The organism is Solwaraspora sp. WMMA2056, from assembly GCF_030345095.1.
Taxonomy (GTDB): Bacteria; Actinomycetota; Actinomycetes; order Mycobacteriales; family Micromonosporaceae; genus Micromonospora_E.
In genome coordinates, this window is the sequence record NZ_CP128360.1 from 1,805,196 (window position 1) to 1,823,704 (window position 18,509).

General features: G+C 71.4%; 16 protein-coding genes. 11 read left to right on the forward strand and 5 right to left on the reverse strand.

Going from position 1 to position 18,509, the window contains the following annotated elements; genetic code table 11:
• Positions 1-8: 8 nt before the first annotated feature.
• A complete protein-coding gene (locus O7608_RS08360; protein ID WP_289209394.1) occupies positions 9-314 on the reverse strand; it encodes a PspC domain-containing protein in 306 nt (101 codons plus the stop codon).
• Positions 315-483: 169 nt separating this feature from the next.
• Between O7608_RS08360 and O7608_RS08365 the strand changes: the two genes are divergently transcribed.
• The 3 genes from O7608_RS08365 to O7608_RS08375 all read left to right on the forward strand — a co-directional run bounded on the left by O7608_RS08365 (position 484) and on the right by O7608_RS08375 (position 3,566).
• Entirely contained in the window at positions 484-1,431 is a 948-nt protein-coding gene (locus tag O7608_RS08365; RefSeq protein WP_289209395.1) for an NUDIX hydrolase, read from the forward strand.
• Positions 1,424-2,365: an NUDIX hydrolase gene (locus tag O7608_RS08370; RefSeq protein ID WP_289209396.1), complete on the forward strand. Its 942-nt coding sequence runs from the start codon at positions 1,424-1,426 to the stop codon at positions 2,363-2,365. Before O7608_RS08365 ends, O7608_RS08370 begins: the two co-directional genes overlap by 8 nt.
• 190 nt (positions 2,366-2,555) lie before the next feature.
• Positions 2,556-3,566, forward strand: a complete 1,011-nt coding sequence (locus O7608_RS08375; RefSeq protein WP_421359124.1) for a CDP-alcohol phosphatidyltransferase family protein — start codon at positions 2,556-2,558, stop codon at positions 3,564-3,566.
• A gap of 57 nt (positions 3,567-3,623) precedes the next feature.
• On the opposite strand, the gene O7608_RS08380 is transcribed toward O7608_RS08375, so the two are convergent.
• From O7608_RS08380 to O7608_RS08390, 3 genes are all read right to left on the reverse strand, one after another.
• Positions 3,624-4,868: a phosphatidylserine decarboxylase gene (locus O7608_RS08380; protein WP_289209397.1), complete on the reverse strand. Its 1,245-nt coding sequence runs from the start codon at positions 4,866-4,868 to the stop codon at positions 3,624-3,626.
• Positions 4,869-4,947: 79 nt separating this feature from the next.
• The gene (locus O7608_RS08385) at positions 4,948-5,250 is read right to left on the reverse strand and encodes a hypothetical protein (RefSeq protein ID WP_289209398.1); all 303 of its coding nucleotides are present in this window, start codon (positions 5,248-5,250) and stop codon (positions 4,948-4,950) included.
• Positions 5,247-6,827, reverse strand: a complete 1,581-nt coding sequence (locus tag O7608_RS08390; RefSeq protein ID WP_289209399.1) for a PspC domain-containing protein — start codon at positions 6,825-6,827, stop codon at positions 5,247-5,249. Before O7608_RS08390 ends, O7608_RS08385 begins: the two co-directional genes overlap by 4 nt.
• A gap of 157 nt (positions 6,828-6,984) precedes the next feature.
• Between O7608_RS08390 and O7608_RS08395 the strand changes: the two genes are divergently transcribed.
• The 7 genes from O7608_RS08395 (at position 6,985) to O7608_RS08425 (ending at position 15,283) form a co-directional block, all read left to right on the forward strand.
• Entirely contained in the window at positions 6,985-8,250 is a 1,266-nt protein-coding gene (locus O7608_RS08395; RefSeq protein WP_502959188.1) for an ATP-binding protein, read from the forward strand.
• Positions 8,250-8,957, forward strand: a complete 708-nt coding sequence (locus tag O7608_RS08400) for a LuxR C-terminal-related transcriptional regulator (protein ID WP_289209400.1) — start codon at positions 8,250-8,252, stop codon at positions 8,955-8,957. Before O7608_RS08395 ends, O7608_RS08400 begins: the two co-directional genes overlap by 1 nt.
• A 458-nt stretch (positions 8,958-9,415) precedes the next feature.
• Positions 9,416-11,053, forward strand: a complete 1,638-nt coding sequence (locus tag O7608_RS08405) for a peptide ABC transporter substrate-binding protein (protein WP_289209401.1) — start codon at positions 9,416-9,418, stop codon at positions 11,051-11,053.
• 103 nt (positions 11,054-11,156) lie between these two features.
• The gene (locus tag O7608_RS08410) at positions 11,157-12,167 is read left to right on the forward strand and encodes an ABC transporter permease (RefSeq protein ID WP_289209402.1); all 1,011 of its coding nucleotides are present in this window, start codon (positions 11,157-11,159) and stop codon (positions 12,165-12,167) included.
• 71 nt (positions 12,168-12,238) lie between these two features.
• The gene (locus O7608_RS08415) at positions 12,239-13,228 is read left to right on the forward strand and encodes an ABC transporter permease (RefSeq protein ID WP_289209403.1); all 990 of its coding nucleotides are present in this window, start codon (positions 12,239-12,241) and stop codon (positions 13,226-13,228) included.
• An 8-nt stretch (positions 13,229-13,236) separates the two neighbouring features.
• Positions 13,237-14,280 carry an ABC transporter ATP-binding protein gene (locus O7608_RS08420; protein WP_289209404.1) on the forward strand — a complete coding sequence of 348 codons (1,044 nt, stop codon included), beginning with the start codon at positions 13,237-13,239 and terminating at the stop codon, positions 14,278-14,280.
• Positions 14,273-15,283 carry an ABC transporter ATP-binding protein gene (locus tag O7608_RS08425; RefSeq protein ID WP_289209405.1) on the forward strand — a complete coding sequence of 337 codons (1,011 nt, stop codon included), beginning with the start codon at positions 14,273-14,275 and terminating at the stop codon, positions 15,281-15,283. The genes O7608_RS08420 and O7608_RS08425 overlap by 8 nt, the downstream gene beginning before the upstream one ends.
• A 142-nt stretch (positions 15,284-15,425) precedes the next feature.
• On the opposite strand, the gene O7608_RS08430 is transcribed toward O7608_RS08425, so the two are convergent.
• Positions 15,426-15,779 (reverse strand): chorismate mutase, encoded by a 354-nt coding sequence (locus tag O7608_RS08430; protein ID WP_289209406.1) that lies wholly within the window; start codon positions 15,777-15,779, stop codon positions 15,426-15,428.
• Positions 15,780-16,061: 282 nt separating this feature from the next.
• On the opposite strand from O7608_RS08430, the gene pcrA reads away from it, so the two are divergent.
• The gene (pcrA, locus tag O7608_RS08435; RefSeq protein ID WP_289209407.1) at positions 16,062-18,506 is read left to right on the forward strand and encodes a DNA helicase PcrA; all 2,445 of its coding nucleotides are present in this window, start codon (positions 16,062-16,064) and stop codon (positions 18,504-18,506) included.
• Positions 18,507-18,509: the final 3 nt, after the last annotated feature.

Below are 18,509 nucleotides of genomic sequence, written 5' to 3' on the forward strand. Positions count from 1 at the left end.
CTGACCGGTCAGTTGGTGGGAGCGGCCGGGTGCGGTTGGGCCGGCGTGGGGCCGGGCCGGGTCGCGGTGCTGTCGGGCCAGGCGGGTGCGTTCGGCGGCTCCTGCGGCATCAGGAACCAGATCACCGGGTAGGTGAGCGCGGCCAGGCCGCCGGTCAGCACGGTGGCCACCGCGAAGATCACCCGGACCAGGGTCGGGTCGGTGCCGAAGTAGCGGCCGAGGCCGCTGGCCACCCCGGCGATCATGCGGTCCGTGGTAGGTCGCCGAAGCTGCTTGTACGGGGCCTGAGCTGCGCCGGTGTCGTGTGTCGTCATGCTTCCACGGTCCGCGCGCCGGCCCCTGGCGACCTCGGTGACCGCCCGGATCATTACCCTGATCTGCCCCGGATTGCGGCTCTAGGTAGTCAAGTAGTTACCTAGAATACTGTCGCCAATCTGACAGTTTTTCCCGGCGAGCGTCCACCGACGGGCAGAATTCGGACTCGTGACCCCCGCCCTGGAGCCGCTGCGCCGGATCGCGGCATACGCTGTCTGTGTCGACTCGGAGGACCGGTTTCTGCTGGTCCGAGCCTCTCCGCGCTCCGGTACCCCCGGGGTGTGGTCGCTGCCCGGTGGGGCCGTGGACCACGGGGAGGACCCCTACAACACCGTCGTTCGGGAAACCGCCGCCGAAACCGGCATTTCGGTCGCGGTCACCGGACTGCGTGACGTGCTCGCCGACATGCGCTCGCTGCCCCGGCGCGGCATCACGCTGCACACCGACCGGCTGATCTACGAGGCCGCCGTACGGGGTGGACAGCTCTGTCACCGGATCAACCAACCCACCGACCTGGCCCGCTGGTGCAGCCTGGACGACGCCAAGCAGCTGCCGCTGCGGCCGTTCACCGCCAGCGCCCTCGGCCTGCCGCCGGAGAGCATCGACCTGCGGCCGGACACCGCACCGGACTTCCCGTCGTTCTACGCCGTACCGGGCCCGGACGGGCTGCACCGGGCGCAACGGTTCGCCGCGTACGCGGTCGCCACCGACCCGGCCCGGCGGGTCCTGCTGACCCGGATCGCCCCCGGCTACCCCGGTGCCGGTCGCTGGCACCTGCCCGGCGGCGGCACCGACTACGGCGAGCAGCCCGGCACCGCGCTGATCCGGGAGCTCGTCGAGGAGACCGGCCAACGGGGCCGGCTGATCCGGTTGCTCGGCGTGGCCAGTCACCGCGACGCGGCCTCGCTCGGCCCGGAGGGCTACCCGATCGACTGGCACGGCGTACGGGCCTTCTACGAGGTCGCGGTCGACCGGCCGACCCTGCCGATCGTCACCGACATCGGCGGGTCGACGTCGGAGGCCCGCTGGTTCACCCCCACCGACCTGGCCGCCATGCCGTCGGCGGAGCTCACCGAGGTGACCGCCGAGGCGGTCGGCGCGGCCCGACTTGTCTGACGGGACGACCGGTCGGGAGCGGCGGATCGGGGCGTACGGCGTGTGCCACGACGCCGCCGGGCGGCTGCTGATGGTCCGCGCCTCTGCGCGGACCGCAGTGCCCGGCTGGTGGCAGATCCCCGGCGGCGGCGTACGGCAGGGTGAGGACCCGGCCGCCGCCGTCGTCCGCGAGTTCGCCGAGGAGACCGGGCTGACCGCCCGGATCGTCGACCTGGTCGCCGTCAGCGCGGACGTCGGGCCGGACCCGGGCTCCGGCCGGCTGCGGCACACCGACCGGATCGTCTACCGGATCGCGGTCGACGACGCGCCGCTGCGGGCGGAGTCGGCCGGTGGCACCGACCAGGTCGCCTGCCTGCCCGACGAGCAGCTCCGGAAGGTCCCGGTGCTGCCCTGGTGCGCCCGGCTGCTCGACCTGCCGCAGCGGGACCTGCCGGCGCTGGCGGCGGCCATGCGGCCGGCAGCCGGTGACCCGGACGTCCGGCGCCGTAGGCATCAGCGGTTCGGTGCGTACGGCGTGGTGACCGACCCGGCCGGCCGACTCCTGCTGACCCGGACCGCCCCCGGCTACCCCGGTGCCGGCCGGTGGCACCTGCCCGGCGGCGGCACCGACTTCGGCGAGCAGCCGGCCGACGGGCTGGTCCGGGAGATCGTCGAGGAGACCGGGCAGGACGGGCGGGTCGGCGCGTTGCTCGCCGTCCGGCACCATCATGATCCGGCCGCGCTCGGGCCGGAGGGCCATCCGGTGGACTGGCACGTGGTGCAGGTGCTCTACCGGGTACGGGTGGACCGGCCGAGCGCCGCGCGGGTCACCGAGGCCGCCGGCGGTTCGACCGGCGCGGCCGGCTGGTTCACCCCGGTCGAGGCGACGACCCTGCCGCTGACCGTGCTCGCCGGCGAGGCGGTGCGGGGTCTGGCGGCCGACGACGGACGGTGATCCCCGGCGGGGCCGAGGGTGCTTGCGCCAGCTAGCGAAAACGCGAACAGGTGTCCGGTTTACCCGGGGCGAATCGGTATGATCCAGACTGATCTCTCGCCAACCCGCGTCGGCTGTGCAATGGTGTAGGCCGCATAATCGGGCGTCCGTCGCGACCGCGACGCACGACCGACCGATGATGGAGGGATCCGTGGCGAGAGCCCCGTGGCGGCGGCGGCGTACGACCGACAGTCCTCGACCGGCAGGACGTCGATGGGCCGGACCGCTGCGTCGCAGCGGCACCTTCGCCCGACAGGTGCTCCTGGTCCGGGTCGGCCGGCGCGGCCGGGACCACCGGTCGACCAGACCGGTGGTGGAGTCGGGCGGCTGGCTCGACGTCGACCCGTTGACGGCGGCGGAGATCGCCGCGATCGCCCCGGTGAGCCCGGCCGTCGGCCCGGTGCGGTCACCGGACGCGTCGCTGCGTCCCGCGACCGGGTCCGTCGACGGGGTCGACGACACGACGGTCTCCGTACCGCTGTTGCCCGGGGACCCGACCCTGGCCCGCCGGGCCAGCTTCGTGCTGGTCAACGCGACCACCCTGACCAGCCTGACGCTCGGCCTCGCCGCGATCTTCCTGGCGATGGAGGGCGACATCCGGCTGGCCGCCTTCTGCCTCGTCGCATGTGTCGTCTTCGACGGCCTCGACGGGGCGCTGGCCCGCCGCCTCGGCGTCGCCAGCCCGTTCGGTGCGCAGATGGACTCGCTGGCCGACATGTGCTCGTTCGGCCTGGCCGCCCCGGTCGTCGTCTACGCCTCGCTGGCCGGCACGGTCGCCACCCCGGCGGCCGCTGTCGCCTGCGCGCTCGTCGCCTCCTGCGCCGCGATCCGCCTCGCCCGGTTCAACGTCTGTGCCAAGGACGGCGGATTCTTCACCGGCATCCCGACCACCCTGGCCGCCGCCGTGCTCGGCATCGGCGTACTGATCGAGGTGCCGATGCCCGGCGGCGCCCAGCTCGCCGTCGTCGCGCTGCTGGCCTTCGCGATGGTCTCCAGCTTCCCGTACGTGAAACTCGCCCGGCTGTTGAAGCTGCCGCCGTGGGTGTGGGCGGTGCCGGTGGTCGGTGCGCTGATCGACGTACGGTTGACCTTCGGGCTGATCGTGCTCGCGTACCTCGGCAGCGGGCCGCTGCTCTGGCTGCACCGCCGCCGGGCGATCTGAGCGCAGCTGACCGGCGTGTGCCCCGGTCAGCGCCAACAGGAGCCGCGTGTGCCCCGGTCAGCGCCAGCGGGCGATGACCGAGGCGCCACCGGCGACCCGGTCACCCGGGCCGACCAGGGCGTCGACGGACTCGGCCGGCAGGTAGACGTCGGTGCGCGAGCCGAACCGGATGAGCCCGAACCGCTCGCCCTTGGCCAGCAGCGCGCCGACCGGGGCCCGGTGCACGATCCGCCGCGCCACCATCCCGGTTCGCTGCGCGACGACCACCCGGCCGTGCGAGGTCTCCAGCACGGTGTACGCCGCCACGTTGTGCTCGGCCGCCGGCTTCATCGCGGCGGCGAACCCGCCGTCGACGACGAAGTGGTCGACCACCCGCCCGGCCACCGGGGACCGGTTGACGTGCACGTCCAGCACCGACAGGAAGACCGCGATCCGGAGGAACTCGGTCGCGCCCAGCCGCTCGTCCCGGACCCGTTCGACCGACAACACCCGGCCGTCGCTGGCCGCCACCACCGCCGCCGGGTCCTGCGGCACGTCGCGTTGCGGGTCGCGGAAGAACGCGGCGACCGGGGCCGCCGCCAGGGCCGGCAGCAGCCACAGCCGGCTCTTCGGCCTGGCCAGCCGGGTCGCGGCGGCCAGTCCGAGGGCGATCGCGGCGGCCGCGACACCGTTGGAATCGATGTGCATGTCCCGGGTCAGCGGCACGCTGCTGGTCCGGTACAGCGGCCCGAGCCGGTCGGCCCGCGCGACCTGGGCGCTCGCGAAGCGCAGCCGGTGGACCCGCAGCGGCGGGGCGTTGCGCAGCACCAGGTCACTGCCGCTGCCGAACAACGCGGCCTGCCGGTCCAGCTCGGCGGCGGCACCGGCGGAGCCGCCGGGCAGCGCGGGTGCCGCCACCGTCAGTACGCCGCCGTCGGCCAGGTACTTGGTGTACCCGTCGACGGCCGCCCGGGCCTCTTCGCCGGTGCCGGTCAGGACCGACCCGACGATCAGGAGCTCGGCCGGGTCGGCGGTGGACAGCGAGTCCACCACCCGGACCCGGTCGGCCACCCAGCGGCCGTGCGCGGCGATCTCCGTACGCAGTCTGGCGGCCTGTCCGGCGTCGGCCGGCACCACGGTGAGGGTGTCGCCGGGCAGCAGCGCGTCGATCGCGGCACCGAGGACGGCGGATCCGGCTGTCGCGTCCACCAGCAGTGCGTGCTTCTCCGCGTTGTCCCGGGCGAGTTCGGCGGTGAGTGCCCGGGCGGCACGGTCACCGATGCCCACGGTGGCGGCTGCGGACGGGACAGGGGCGTCAGACATGTCGGGCGGGCTCCTTGCGGCGGTGATGGCGGGGCGCGAAGCCCAGCATAGGTGCCGGCCCGACACCCCGCAGCGGCCGTCAACCGCGTGGCGGACCGGGCAGGTCGCTCAGCTCGGTGAGGGTCGGCGCGTCGCTGTCGTCCCCGTTCTGCGGTGTGCCGGTCGGTTCGTCGGTCTGCCGTGCGTCGGCGCGGTCGCCCCGGCCCGAGCGCAGCGCGCCGACCAGGCCGAGGACGCCGATCAGGATCAGACCACCGGCGACCACCCAGCCGACCTGCGGGAGCGGGACGTCGACCAGGCGGGAGACCAGCCACCAGCCGGCGACCAGGCTGAAGATCAACCCGAAGGTGAGGGACACTGCGTCGGTACGGTGCCGTTTCATCGGACCACCTCCAGGTCGCCGGCCGCTACCTTGACACGCAGGGTGAGTTCGCCGCCGCCGGCGCCGTCGTCGCCGAGATCGGAGATCACCCGGGGGGACTGGTCGAACCCGCTCCACCGTTGGCCGAGCACCACGGCCTCACCGGCCTTCACATCGGCCTCGGCCCGCACGTCCACCTCCGGCGGCAGCTGCACCAGCAGCGTGCCGAGCCCGAGCGTCACCGTCACCTCCGTCTGCCGGTCGGTGAAGTCGACGTCGCGCAGGTCGAGAACGGCGTCGCCGAACGTCGTCTCGTACCGGTAGGCCAGCTGGTCGTAGTCGGCCGGCTGCCAGTACACCGCCTGGGTGTCGGTCGCGGTGACCGACTCGGCCAGGCTGGAGATGCCGACCGCCGCACTGGCCACCAGCCCCAGCGCGATCAGCCACCGGGCCCGGCCGAACCAGGCGCCGACCAGCAGACCGACCGCGATCGTGGCGAGGACCGCCGCGAAGTAGGCCGACGGGGGGGTCGCGGCCACGTCGGTGAGGTCGATCACGGCGACCACACCCAGCACCACGAAGATCATCGAGAAGGTGACGGTGCCGAGTCGGGACCGCACCTTCGGCGGTGGTGGCGGCACTGGCGCCGGTGGCTGCGGTGGCGGTGGCGGCACCGGGCCGTACGGCGACGGGCGGGTCGCGTACGGCCCGTAAGGGGCGAACGGTGCCCGGTAGCCGGCGGCGGGCGCGGCGCCGGCCCCGCCGGGCGCCGACGGATACGCCGGCACCGGGGCCGCCGGCACCGGGTAGGACGTCGGGTAGGGCGCCGGGGCCGGGAAACCCGACGGGGGGTACGGGGTGGCGGCTGCGGCCATCGGTGCCGACTGGGCCGGTTCGGGGGCCCCACCGGGGTACGGGGCCGGTGCCGGGCCGCCCTGGTGGGCGTTGCGGTTGAGCAGCAGCACCCCACCGATCAGCACCGCCGAGCCGAGCAGCACGGCGCGGAACCCGTCGGTGACGATGAAGGCGAACATCACTGCGGCCAGGATGCCGAGAATCAGTACGGTCACCGGCGACATGCTCGACCGACCCCGGCCCAGCAGCCCCTCCACCGGGGAGGTGTCGTCCCCCTCACTCGGCGTGCCCAGCCAGACCACCAGGTAGACCAGGATGCCGATGCCGCCGAAGAAGCCGAGGACGGCCAGCAGCACCCGCCACAGGACGGGGTCGGTGTTGGTGGCCCGCCCGATCGCCCCGCAGACTCCGGCCAGGTAGCGGCCCTGCCGCGGCCGGACGAGCCCGTACCGCTGGGTGAAGGCCCCGGGCGGCGGACCCCAGGCCGACCCGCCACCGGGCGGTTCGGCGGCCGACGGCTCGCCCCGTGGCGGTTCGGCGGCCGACGGCTCGCCCCGTGGCGGTCCGGCGGTCGGCGGCGGGTCACCGGCCGGTGGCGGTTCGGCGGTCGGCGGCGGGTCACCGGCCGGTGGCGGTCCGGCCGCCGAGGGCTCGCCCCGTGACGGGTCACCGGCGGGTGGCGGACCGGGCGGCGGGCCCGGTGGCGGCACCGGACCGTGCGGCGTGGTCGGGTCGTCGGTCATAGGGTGATCCTGCGCGTCCGGCCGCCCGGCATGCCTCGGGATTCGACCCTGAGCGCACCCTGAGATCCGATGCCACCGGGTCTCCGGGTCGTCCCCGTGGTCCGGGCGGTGTCCGACGTGTGACGATCGAAGCGCCGCCGCGGCCGCGTCGGCGTCCGTGCCGTCCCGGGAGGCCCAGATCACCACCGCGATCGAGCCACCACGGCTGTACCGCTCCCGTGAGCAGCGGGTGGTGGCCGGTGTGGCTGCCGGGATCGCACAGCATCTGCGCCTGCCGCTGGTCGGCGTCCGGGCGGCGTTCGTCGTACTGATCGGCTTCAGCGGGCTCGGGGTGCTGCTCTACGCGGCGTTCTGGGCCGTCGTCCCGCCGGCCAGCAACGGCCAGCCCCGCCGGCGGGACCTGGTCGAGCTGCTGCCGTTCGTCGCGATCGGCCTCGGCGTCATCCTGATCCAGGCGTTGGTCTTCGCCTCCAGCGGGATCGGCACCACCGCCGGCTGGCTGGTCGCGATCGTCGCGGTCGGGGCCGGCGTGATCTGGCACGACGCCGCTCCGGAACGGCGCCGGGCGTGGAGCGAGACGTTGCCGCAGGTGCCCTGGCTCGGGGCGGTCGTCGAGGAGAGCGACCGGCGGGCCTTCCTGCTGCGGTTCATCGGCGGTGGGCTGCTCGTCGCGGTCGGCGTGATCGGCGTGGTGGCGGTGTACACGCCGCAGGGCAACTCCGCCGCCGTACTCAACGGGGTGATCTTCGCCCTGGTGGGGCTGGCCGGGGTCGGGGTGGTGACCGCGCCGGTGCTGTGGCGGACCTTCAACCAGCTGCGCGCCGAACGCGAGGGCCGGGTCCGCGAGCAGGAGCGGGCCGAGCTGGCCGCGATGATCCACGACCAGGTGCTGCACACCCTGGCGTTGATCCAGCGCAACGCCGCCGACCCGAAGGCCGTGCAGCGGCTGGCCCGTGGCCAGGAACGGTCGCTGCGCAACTGGCTGTACAAGCCGACGGCGTCGCCGACGGAACGGTTCGCGGCCGCGTTGGAGCAGGCAGCGGCCGAGGTCGAGGACACCTACGGGCTCAGCGTCGAGGCGGTGGTGGTGGGTGACCGGGGCACTGACGAGCGGGTCGGCGCCCTGGTCGCGGCGACGAGGGAGGCGCTGGTCAACGCGGCCCGGCACGCCGGGGTGCAGACCGTCTCGCTGTACGCCGAGGCCGAACCCGAGCAGCTCAGCGTCTTCGTCCGGGACCGGGGCGCCGGCTTCGACCCGGCGCAGGTCGAGGATCATCGGCACGGGGTGCGTGGCTCGATCGTCGGGCGGATGCGTCGACACGGCGGCCGGGCGGAGATCATCAGCACGCCGGGCGAGGGCACCGAGGTCCGGTTGACCCTTCCGGTCGGCCCGGAGACCCCGACAGGAGAGGACCAACAGTGATGGACGAGGCGACCGGTCGACCGACGACGGGTGGTGAGCCGGACACCTCCGACGGGCGGCGACTGCGGGTCTTCCTGGTGGACGACCACGCGATGTTCCGGGCCGGGGTGCGGGCCGAGCTGGGGGCGCACGTGGCGGTGATCGGCGAGGCCGCCACGGTCGCCGAGGCGGTCAGCCGGATCGCCGCGACGCAACCGGACGTGGTACTGCTCGACGTACACATGCCGGACGGTGGCGGACGGGCGGTGCTGGACGCCGTCCTGCGGGGTCCGGGAGCCGGCCGCTCGTCGGTGCGGTTCCTGGCGTTGAGTGTGTCCGACGCGGCCGAGGACGTGATCGGGCTGATCCGGGCCGGAGCCCGCGGCTACGTCACCAAGACGATCTCCCCGGAGGACCTGGCGGCGGCGATCCACCGGGTCGCCGACGGCGACGCGGTGTTCAGCCCTCGACTGGCCGGGTTCGTGCTGGACGCCTTCGCGGCCCGGCCGGACGCCCCGGTGGTGGACCCGGAGCTGGACCAGCTGACCAACCGGGAGCGCGAGGTGTTGCGGCTGCTGGCCCGGGGGTACGCGTACAAGGAGATCGCCAAGGAGCTCTTCATCTCGATCAAGACGGTCGAGACCCACGTGTCGAACGTGCTGCGGAAGCTGCAGATGTCAAACCGGTACGAACTGTCCAGATGGGCAGCAGACCGGCGGTTGATCTGACCGCCAGTGGACTTGCTCTATCTCCCGGATGATGGGAACCTGATGGCGCCACGGATGTGGGGTGGCGGTCTACTCCGGCTGGTCCAACCCGTCGGGCGGCGCTACTGCGGACTCGCGTTAACGCCGGGGTTACAATCTCGCAATTGTCGCCAATCCGGCATTCGGACACCCCGGGCGAGCGGTGACGGAAAGTATTAACTTGACATCCGAGAGTCACGGAGGGTGGCGGGGAAGGTCACAGCAGGGCGTCCCTACTCTCCGGTAATTGGGGTTGTACAGTGGTCGGATGCCCAGGTCAGCACGGGTTCCGGGCGAGGTCGAGAGATCTCGATCGGCGTATCGGAGCCGTCCCGGCCGCGTATCGGCTTGATAACGGCACCTTCACGCAACGGGCTACCTGGTGTCACAGTGTCAGTCACCTCACAACCCCCCCGTGAGCGCCCTGAGGAGGCTCTCCCATGCGTGGGAAATCCCTAAAGGTGGCGGTCGCAACGACCGCCATCGCTCTGTTCGCCACCGCTTGCAGTAGCGACAGCGGAGAGACCACGGAGAACGACTCCGGCGGTGAACTTCGCATCTATGCCTCGGAGCCGGCCTTCCTGCTGCCGTCCGCTGGTGACGACGAGCCGTCCATCCTGGTGATCCGCCAGCTCTACCGTGGTCTGGTCAAGTACAACGCCGAGACCGGTGAGCCGGAGAACGACCTTGCCGAGTCCATCGAGTCCGAGGACAACCAGACCTGGACCATCAAGGTCAAGGACGGCTACACCTTCGACAACGGCGAGCCAGTCAACGCCGACGCCTTCATCCGCGCGTGGAACTTCACGGCGTACGGGCCGAACGCCCAGAACAACTCGTACTTCATGAAGCGCATCGCCGGCATCGACGAGGTCACCGCCGGTGAGGACCCGGACGGCGACGGGCCGCAGGAGGCCCCGGAGCCGGTCGCGCAGGAGCTGTCCGGTCTGCAGAAGGTCGACGACATGACCTTCACCGTCGAGCTGAAGGCGCCGTTCTCCGGCTTCCCGGCGATCGTCGGCTACTCCGGCTTCTTCCCGATGGCCGAGGCCTGCATCGCCGACAGCGAGGCCTGCAACGAGACCCCGATCGGCAACGGCCCCTACAAGATCGAGGGCAGCTGGCAGCACGACGTCGGCATCACCCTGGTGCGCAGCGACTCGTGGGCGGGTGAGGACAAGGGCAAGGCCGACACCCTGGCGTACAAGATCTACCAGAACGTCGACGCCGGCTACGCCGCCTTCCAGGCCGGCGAGCTGGACGTGATGTACACCATCCCGCCGGCCCGCTACGCCGAGGCGAAGCAGCAGTACGGCGAGCAGATGTACGAGGCGCCGGGCGACAGCTTCACCTACGTCGGAATGCCGCTGTACAACGAGAACTTCCAGGACAAGCGGGTCCGCCAGGCGTTCTCGCTGGCCATCGACCGGCAGGGCATCATCGACGCCGTCTTCAACGGCCGGTTCACCCCGGCCGAGGGTGTCGTGGCGCCGACCTTCGACGGCTACCGTCCGGGCGTCTGCGAGTACTGCACCCAGGACATCGAGCGGGCCAAGCAGCTGCTGGCGGAAGCCGGCGGCTGGCAGGGCGGGCCGCTGGAGCTGTGGGCCAACGCCGGTGCCGGCCACGAGGCCTGGCTGCAGGCCGTCGGTGACCAGATCAAGGCCGCCCTCGGCATCGAATACGAGCTGAAGGTCAACCTGCAGTTCCCCGAGTACCTCTCCACCGCCGACCAGAAGGCCTTCACCGGCCCGTTCCGGCTCGGCTGGGGCCCGGACTACCCGGTCATCGAGACCTACCTGCAGCCGCTGTACGGCACCGGTTCGGGTAGCAACAACTCCACGTACTCGAACCAGGAGTTCGACGCCCTGATCGCCCAGGGTGACGCCGCCGAGAACCTCGAAGCGGCCATCCCGTTCTACAACCAGGCCGAGGACCTCGTCGTGGAGGACCTGCCGGTCATCCCGATGTGGTTCAGCAAGGTCGCGGCGCTGTACGGCGAGAACGTCGACCAGTTCGTCTGGAACAAGATCTCGGACGCCGAGTACGGCAAGATCACGCTGAAGAGCAACTCCTGACCTCCGGGTCTGACTGATCAAGTCGTAACGCGACGTGGCGGCAACGGGACTCCCACGAGGAGCCTGTTGCCGCCACGTTTAGCGCCGAGAGGAGACCCCCGTCATGGGGCGCTACGTCATCCGACGGTTGCTCCAGTTCATCCCCACCGTGCTCGGGACGATGTTCCTGCTGCACTACATCACCTCGGTGGGTATCCAACTGAGCGGCAACCCGGTCCGGGCACTGTTCGGCGACCGGACCCCCAGCCAGGCGCAGATGGACGCCCTCAGCGCCAAGCTGGGGCTCGACGACCCGTGCCTGGAACAGAAATTCAACCCCTGCTTCGGGCTGTTCGGTGACCGTCTGCAAGGCATATTCTTGCACTTCGATTTCGGGGTGAACCTGCGCGGCCGGCCGGTCGTCGAGATGGTGGCCGACGCGGTGCCGTTCACCCTGAAGATCGTCCTGATCGCGATGCTCTTCCAGTCCATCGTGGGCATCGCCGCCGGCGTGCTCGCCGGGCTGCGCAGCGGTAGCTTCGCCGACTACCTGGTGAAGATCTCGACGGTGTTCGTGATCTCGGTGCCGATCTTCGTGCTCGGCATCGTGGTGCGCGAGTACGTCGGGGTCAAGTTCGGCAACGTGCTGCGGGACATCGACTGGATACCCGACCTGATATCCCGCGGGGTCTTCAGCGCCGGGTTCAAGGTGGAGTATCCGTTCGCCAGCCTGGTCATCCCCGGTCTGGTGCTCGGCGCCGTGTCGCTGGCCACCACCGCACGGCTCACCCGGACCAGCATCATGGAGAACATCCGGTCCGACTACGTGCGTACCGCCAAGGCCAAGGGCCTGGCCCGCAAGCGGGTCGTCGGCGTGCACACCCTGCGCAACTCGCTGATCCCCGTGATCACCTACCTGGGCGTCGACGTCGGCGTCCTGATGGGCGGCGCGGTCGTCACCGAACGGATCTTCAACGTCCCCGGTATCGGCCTGCTGGTCGCCCGGTCGGCGACCGGCGGTGAGGCGTCCGTGGCGATCGGCGTGGTCACCATGCTGGTCCTGGTCTTCCTCGTGGTGAACCTGCTGGTCGACCTGCTCTACGCGGTCCTCGACCCACGGATCCGCTATGAGTGAGCACAACCGACACATCGGCCTGCCCGGCGCCGTGCGGACCCACGGCGGACCGAGCGTAGTGAGGTGGCACCATGAGTGACCCGACCAACGCGGCCAAGACCGTCGACGACGGTGAGCCGCCCACCGCCGGGACCCCGACCCCGGGCGACGCCGCGTCCAACGGCACCGCGTCCAACGGCACCGCGTCCAACGGCACCGCGACGACCGGTACGGAGCGCAACGCCAGCCTCTGGGCCGACGCGGGCCGGCAGCTGGTCCGCGACCCGGTCTTCGTGATCGCGTCGATCTACCTGCTGATCGTCGGCTCGATGGCGGCCTTCCCCGGGCTGTGGACCAGCCAGAACCCGGCCGACTGCAACGTCTCCCGGACCCGGACGCCACCGAGCTGGGACCACCCGTTCGGCTTCGACCAGTTGGGCTGCGACTACTACTCGCACGCCATCTACGGTGCCCGGCCGTCGCTGTCGATTGCGATCTTCGCGACCTCGGGCATCGTGCTCATCGGCGGCGCCATCGGCCTGCTGGCCGGCTACTTCGGCGGCTGGGTCGACGCGATCCTCTCCCGGATCACCGACATCTTCTTCTCGCTGCCGTTCCTGCTCGGCGCGATCGTCTTCCTGACGGTGATCCGGATCCAGAACGTCTGGACGATCGGCGCGGTGCTGATCCTGTTGGGCTGGACCACGATCGCCCGGATCATCCGGGGCAGCGTGATCTCCTCCAAGGGGCTGGACTACGTCCAGGCGGCGCGGGCGATGGGCGCGACCAACGGCCGGATGATGCTGCGGCACATCCTGCCGAACGCGATCGCGCCGATGGTCGTCTACGCGACCATCGCGCTGGGTGCGTTCGTGGCGGCCGAGGCGACGTTGACCTACCTCGGTGTCGGCCTGCGGGCGCCGACGCAGTCCTGGGGCATCATGATCAACGCCCACCAGGTCTACTTCCTGGAGGACCCCTGGCTGCTGCTGTTCCCGTGTGGCCTGCTGGTCGGCACGGTGCTCTCCTTCATCCTCATGGGCGACGCGCTGCGTGACGCCCTCGACCCGAAACTGCGGTGAGGTGAGCCATGACGACGGACAGAGACATCACCGCCACCATCGACGCGCTGCCCGGCCTCGACTCCAGCGCCCCGCCGCTGCAGGTCAAGGACCTGCAGGTCGAGTTCCGTACCCGTAACGGCATCGCGCACGCGGTCAACGGGGTCAGCTTCTCGTTGCAGCCCGGAGAGACCCTGGCGATCCTCGGCGAGTCCGGCTGCGGCAAGAGCGTCACCGCCCAGGCGATCATGGGCATCATCGACTCGCCCCCCGGATTCGTCACCGGTGGCGAGATCCGCTACCGCGGCGTCGACCTGCTGAAGCTGCCGGAGTCGCAGCGTCGCAAGATCCGGGCGAACCGGATCGCGATGATCTTCCAGGACGCGCTGTCGGCGCTGAACCCGGTCTTCACCGTCGGGTTCCAGCTGTCCGAGCTGTTCCGCAAGCACCGGGGGATGTCCCGGGCCGACAGCAAGGCCCGCGCGGTCGAGCTGCTCGACCTGGTGAAGATCCCGGCCGCCCGGCAGCGGGTGAACGACTTCCCGCACCAGTTCTCCGGCGGTATGCGCCAGCGGGTCATGATCGCGATGGCGTTGGCGCTCGACCCCGAGGTGCTGATCGCCGACGAGCCGACCACCGCCCTCGACGTGACCGTCCAGGCCCAGGTGATGAGCCTGCTCGCGGAGCTGCAGCGGGAACGCAACATGGGCCTGGTACTGATCACCCACGACATGGGCGTGGTCGCCGACGTCGCCGACCGGATCTCCGTCATGTACGCGGGTCGGGTCGTCGAGGAGGCGCCGGTCCGGGACATCTACGCCTCACCGGCGCACCCGTACACCAAGGCGCTGCTGGAGTCGATCCCCCGGATCGACCTCAAGGGCCAGCAGCTCAACGTGATCAAGGGTCTGCCGCCGGCGTTGACGAACATCCCACCGGGCTGCTCGTTCAACCCCCGGTGCCGGTACGCGCAGGACATCTGCCGGGCCGATCCGCCACCAGCGCGGTTCCCGGTGGCCCCCACCCGTACCTCCGCCTGCCACTTCTGGAAGGAGGTCAAGGGCGATGAGTGACGTCGTTCTGGAGACCCGGGACCTGGTCAAGCACTTCCCGCTGACCCAGGGCATCCTGTTCAAGAAGCAGATCGGTGCGGTCCGCGCGGTCGACGGCATCAACCTGCAGTTGGGCCGGGCAGAGACCCTCGGCATCGTCGGCGAGTCCGGCTGCGGCAAGTCCACCCTGGCCAAACTGCTGGTCGGGCTGGAGAAGCCGTCGTCGGGTTCGATCCTGGTGCACGGCACCGACGTGGCCGGTCGCAGCCGTGCCGAGCTGCGTCGGGCCCGGCGCAACATCCAGCTGGTGATGCAGGACCCGTACACGTCGCTGAACCCGCGGATGACGGTCGGCGACCTGATCGGTGAGCCGTTCGAGATCCACCCGGACGTCGCACCGCGCGGCGACCGGCGGCGGCGGGTCCAGGAGCTGCTGGACCTGGTCGGCCTCAACCCCGACCACATCAACCGGTACCCGCACCAGTTCTCCGGCGGGCAGCGGCAGCGGATCGGGATCGCCCGGGCGCTCGCCCTGCGTCCCGAGATCATCCTCTGCGACGAGCCGGTCTCCGCGCTCGACGTGTCGATCCAGGCCCAGGTGATCAACCTGCTGGAGAAGCTGCAGCAGGAGCTGGGGCTGTCGTACATCTTCATCGCGCACGACCTGTCGGTGGTGCGGCACATCGCCGACCGGGTCGCGGTGATGTACCTCGGCAAGGTCGTGGAGATCGGCAACGAGGACGAGATCTACGAGCGGCCGACCCACCCGTACACCCAGGCGTTGCTCTCCGCGGTGCCGCTGCCGGACCCGACGGTACGCGGCCTGCGCGACCAGATCGTCCTGGAGGGTGACGTGCCGTCGCCGGCCGACCCGCCGTCGGGCTGCCGGTTCCGCACCCGCTGCTGGAAGGCGCAGGACATCTGCGCGACCGATGAGCCGGCGTTGACCGTACGGGACGCGTCGGCGCACCCGAGCGCCTGCCACTTCGCCGAGGTACGCAACGTGGTGGGCGTCAAGGAATAGGCGTCAAGGAACAGGCTCACAGAACGCGCTGTCGCCCACGGTGGCCGGCGCTGGTCGTCACCCCTTGGGGCGGGGACCGGCGCCGGCCACCGTTGCGTCAGCGGTGGCCCGAGGGCGGTTTCAGCGGTGGTTCACGGGTGGTTCACAGCGGCCCGCGGCCGGCGCGCAGCACCAGCAGGGCCAGTTGGGTGCCGTCCGCGCCCAGCGCGGTGCGGTACCGCTCCATGATCTCGCGTTCACGTGACAGCACCAGCCGGGTGCCGCCGGAGGCGATCCGGACCGCGCCGACCTGGCGCGACAGCTCGGCGCGCTCCTGCCACAACGAAATCAGCGCCTCGTCGATCTCGTTGATCCGGTCGCGGATCGCCAGGATCCGGTCGGACGCCTCTGGCGCGTCGGTGCCGGTCTGCTGCCGGCCAGCCGGCGGTGTGCCGGCCGCGCCTGCCCCGGTGGCGCTGTCCTCGGCGCTCTGCGGCGCCACGGCGTTGGTCCCCATGTCCTGCCTCCTGGACTGGTCGGGCCCCCGGCGGACGCCCCGCGATGCCCGGCACGCGAAATGCCCCGGACTCTCGCGAGAGCCGGGGCATTCGTAGGTCTGATGATCAGGCGCGACCTGCGGCAGCCGGACTCCCGGAACCGTAGGTAAAGTAAAACCGCGCTCGGCCGATCACGTCTGTGAGTATGCCCATGCCCGGTACGCCAGCGCAAGGATTCCCGCCAACTGCCCGCCGAGAGCCTGCTCACCGCTGTCAGTCGGTCGGCATAGACTCCTGCTGCGATGCATCCTCTCTTCGAAACCCCAGCGGCCACACCCGTCCCTGCTGCCAGCCGTGGCGGTAGTGGCGTACCCGACGACAGCCCTCGTACCGCTGACCGCGCCCGGACCGGCGACGACGGTTCCCTTGCCGGCGCGGCCCTGCTGACCGGTCTCAACGGTCCGCAGCGGGACGCGGTCGCCCACGCCGGTGGTCCGCTGCTGATCGTCGCCGGTGCCGGGTCGGGCAAGACCAAGGTGCTGACCCACCGGATCGCGTACCTGCTCGCCGCCCGGGGCACCCACCCCGGCCAGATCCTGGCGATCACCTTCACCAACAAGGCCGCCGGGGAGCTGAAGGAGCGGGTCGGCAACCTGGTCGGCCCCCGGGCCAGGATGATGTGGGTCTCCACGTTCCACTCCGCCTGTGTGCGGATCCTGCGCTCCGAGCACGAGCACGCCGGTCTGAAGTCCACCTTCTCGATCTACGACGCCGACGATTCCCGGCGACTGATGCAGCTCGTCGCCCGCGAGCTGGACCTGGATCCGAAGCGCTACCCGGCCCGTGGGCTGGCCACCGGAGTGTCGAACCTGAAGAACGAGCTGGTCGACCCGGAGACGTTCGCCGACCGGGCGGCCGGCCCCAACGAGCGGGCGCTCGCCGAGGCGTACGCGCTCTACCAGCGCCGGCTGCGGGAGGCGCACGCGCTCGACTTCGACGATCTGATCATGACGACGGTGCACCTGTTGCAGTCCCACCCGCACGTCGCGGAGAACTACCGTCGACGGTTCCGGCACGTGCTGGTCGACGAGTACCAGGACACCAACCACGCGCAGTACCAGTTGGTCAAGGAGCTGGTCGGGGACGGCAGCGACGGCGTACCGCCGGGGGAGCTCTGCGTGGTCGGCGACGCCGACCAGTCGATCTACGCCTTCCGGGGCGCGACCATCCGCAACATCCTGGAGTTCGAGCGCGACTTCGCCCAGGCCCGCACGATCCTGCTGGAGCAGAACTACCGCTCCACCCAGACCATCCTGTCCGCCGCGAACGCGGTGATCACCAACAACGCCGGCCGCAAGCCGAAACGGCTCTGGAGCGACCAGGGCGACGGCGAGCCGATCGTCGGCTACGTCGCCGACACCGAGCACGCCGAGGCGGACTGGGTGGCCCGGCGGATCGACCAGCTCTGCGACGACGGGTCGGCCCGCCCTGGCGACGTCGCGGTCTTCTACCGCACCAACGCCCAGTCACGGGTCTTCGAGGAGGTGTTCATCCGGGTCGGGCTGCCGTACAAGGTGGTCGGCGGGGTGCGCTTCTACGAACGCAAGGAGGTCCGCGACGCGCTGGCGTACCTGCGGGCGGTGGTCAACGCCGACGATACGGTGAGCATCCGGCGGGTGCTCAACACGCCCCGGCGGGGGATCGGTGACCGGGCCGAGGCGTGCGTCGAGGCGTTGGCCGCCCGGGAGCGGATCTCGTTCGGTGCCGCGCTGGGTCGGGCCGCCGAGGCCCCGGGGATCTCCACCCGGGCGGTGAACGCGATCGGCGACTTCGTGGCGCTGCTCGACGGGGTCCGCGAGCAGGCGGCCACCGGCACGCCGGAGGAGGTCCTGGAGGCGGTGCTGCTGCGTTCGGGATACCTCACCGAGCTGGAGGAGAGCCTGGACCCGCAGGACGCCGGTCGGGTGGAGAACCTGCAGGAGCTGGTCAGCGTCGCCCGGGAGTACACCGAGCGGGTCGAGGCGTCCGACGAGCCGGCCACCCTGGCCGGCTTCCTGGAGCAGGTGGCGCTGGTCGCCGACGCCGACCAGGTGCCCGACGACGATCCGGACCACCAGGGCGTGGTCACGCTGATGACGCTGCACACCGCGAAGGGCCTGGAGTTCCCGGTGGTCTTCCTGACCGGCCTGGAGGACGGTGTCTTCCCGCACCTGCGGGCGTTGGGCGACACCCGGGAGCTGGAGGAGGAGCGGCGGCTGGCGTACGTCGGGATCACCCGGGCCCGGCAGCGGCTGCTGCTGTCCCGCGCGGTCACCCGGGCGGCGTGGGGGCAGCCGGCGTACAACCCGGCGTCGCGGTTCCTCGCCGAGCTGCCGGCCGAGCTGGTCCGCTGGGAACGCACCGAGGGCGCGTACACGTCCTGGTCCGGCACGGGCGGCGGCGTCGGTGGCCGGTCGGGGGCCGCGGACCGGTCGCTGGTGGCGCGCGGTGGCGGCTTCGCCGGCGGTACGCCGAAAGCCGCCCGCCTCGCTGCGCGGCTCGGGGTGGACCCGAGCCGGCTGAGCACCGCCAGCGAGCTGCCCACCGCGCCGAAGGTGGCGGTCGGTGAGCGGGTCAACCACCAGCGGTACGGGCTGGGTCGGGTGCTGGCGGTGGAGGGGCACGGCCCGGCGGCCAGGGCGCAGATCGACTTCGGTGATCAGACGATGTGGCTGGTGCTGCGGCACGCCCCGATCGAGAAGGTCTGACCC

Coding starts and splice junctions, on each gene's coding strand:
- O7608_RS08360 (WP_289209394.1), bottom strand. CDS start 314: ATGACGACACACGACACCGGCGCAGCTCAGGCCCCGTACAAGCAGCTT.
- O7608_RS08380 (WP_289209397.1), bottom strand. CDS start 4,868: ATGTCTGACGCCCCTGTCCCGTCCGCAGCCGCCACCGTGGGCATCGGT.
- O7608_RS08385 (WP_289209398.1), bottom strand. CDS start 5,250: ATGAAACGGCACCGTACCGACGCAGTGTCCCTCACCTTCGGGTTGATC.
- O7608_RS08390 (WP_289209399.1), bottom strand. CDS start 6,827: ATGACCGACGACCCGACCACGCCGCACGGTCCGGTGCCGCCACCGGGC.
- O7608_RS08400 (WP_289209400.1), top strand. CDS start 8,250: ATGGACGAGGCGACCGGTCGACCGACGACGGGTGGTGAGCCGGACACC.
- O7608_RS08405 (WP_289209401.1), top strand. CDS start 9,416: ATGCGTGGGAAATCCCTAAAGGTGGCGGTCGCAACGACCGCCATCGCT.
- O7608_RS08410 (WP_289209402.1), top strand. CDS start 11,157: ATGGGGCGCTACGTCATCCGACGGTTGCTCCAGTTCATCCCCACCGTG.
- O7608_RS08415 (WP_289209403.1), top strand. CDS start 12,239: ATGAGTGACCCGACCAACGCGGCCAAGACCGTCGACGACGGTGAGCCG.
- O7608_RS08420 (WP_289209404.1), top strand. CDS start 13,237: ATGACGACGGACAGAGACATCACCGCCACCATCGACGCGCTGCCCGGC.
- O7608_RS08425 (WP_289209405.1), top strand. CDS start 14,273: ATGAGTGACGTCGTTCTGGAGACCCGGGACCTGGTCAAGCACTTCCCG.
- O7608_RS08430 (WP_289209406.1), bottom strand. CDS start 15,779: ATGGGGACCAACGCCGTGGCGCCGCAGAGCGCCGAGGACAGCGCCACC.
- pcrA (WP_289209407.1), top strand. CDS start 16,062: ATGCATCCTCTCTTCGAAACCCCAGCGGCCACACCCGTCCCTGCTGCC.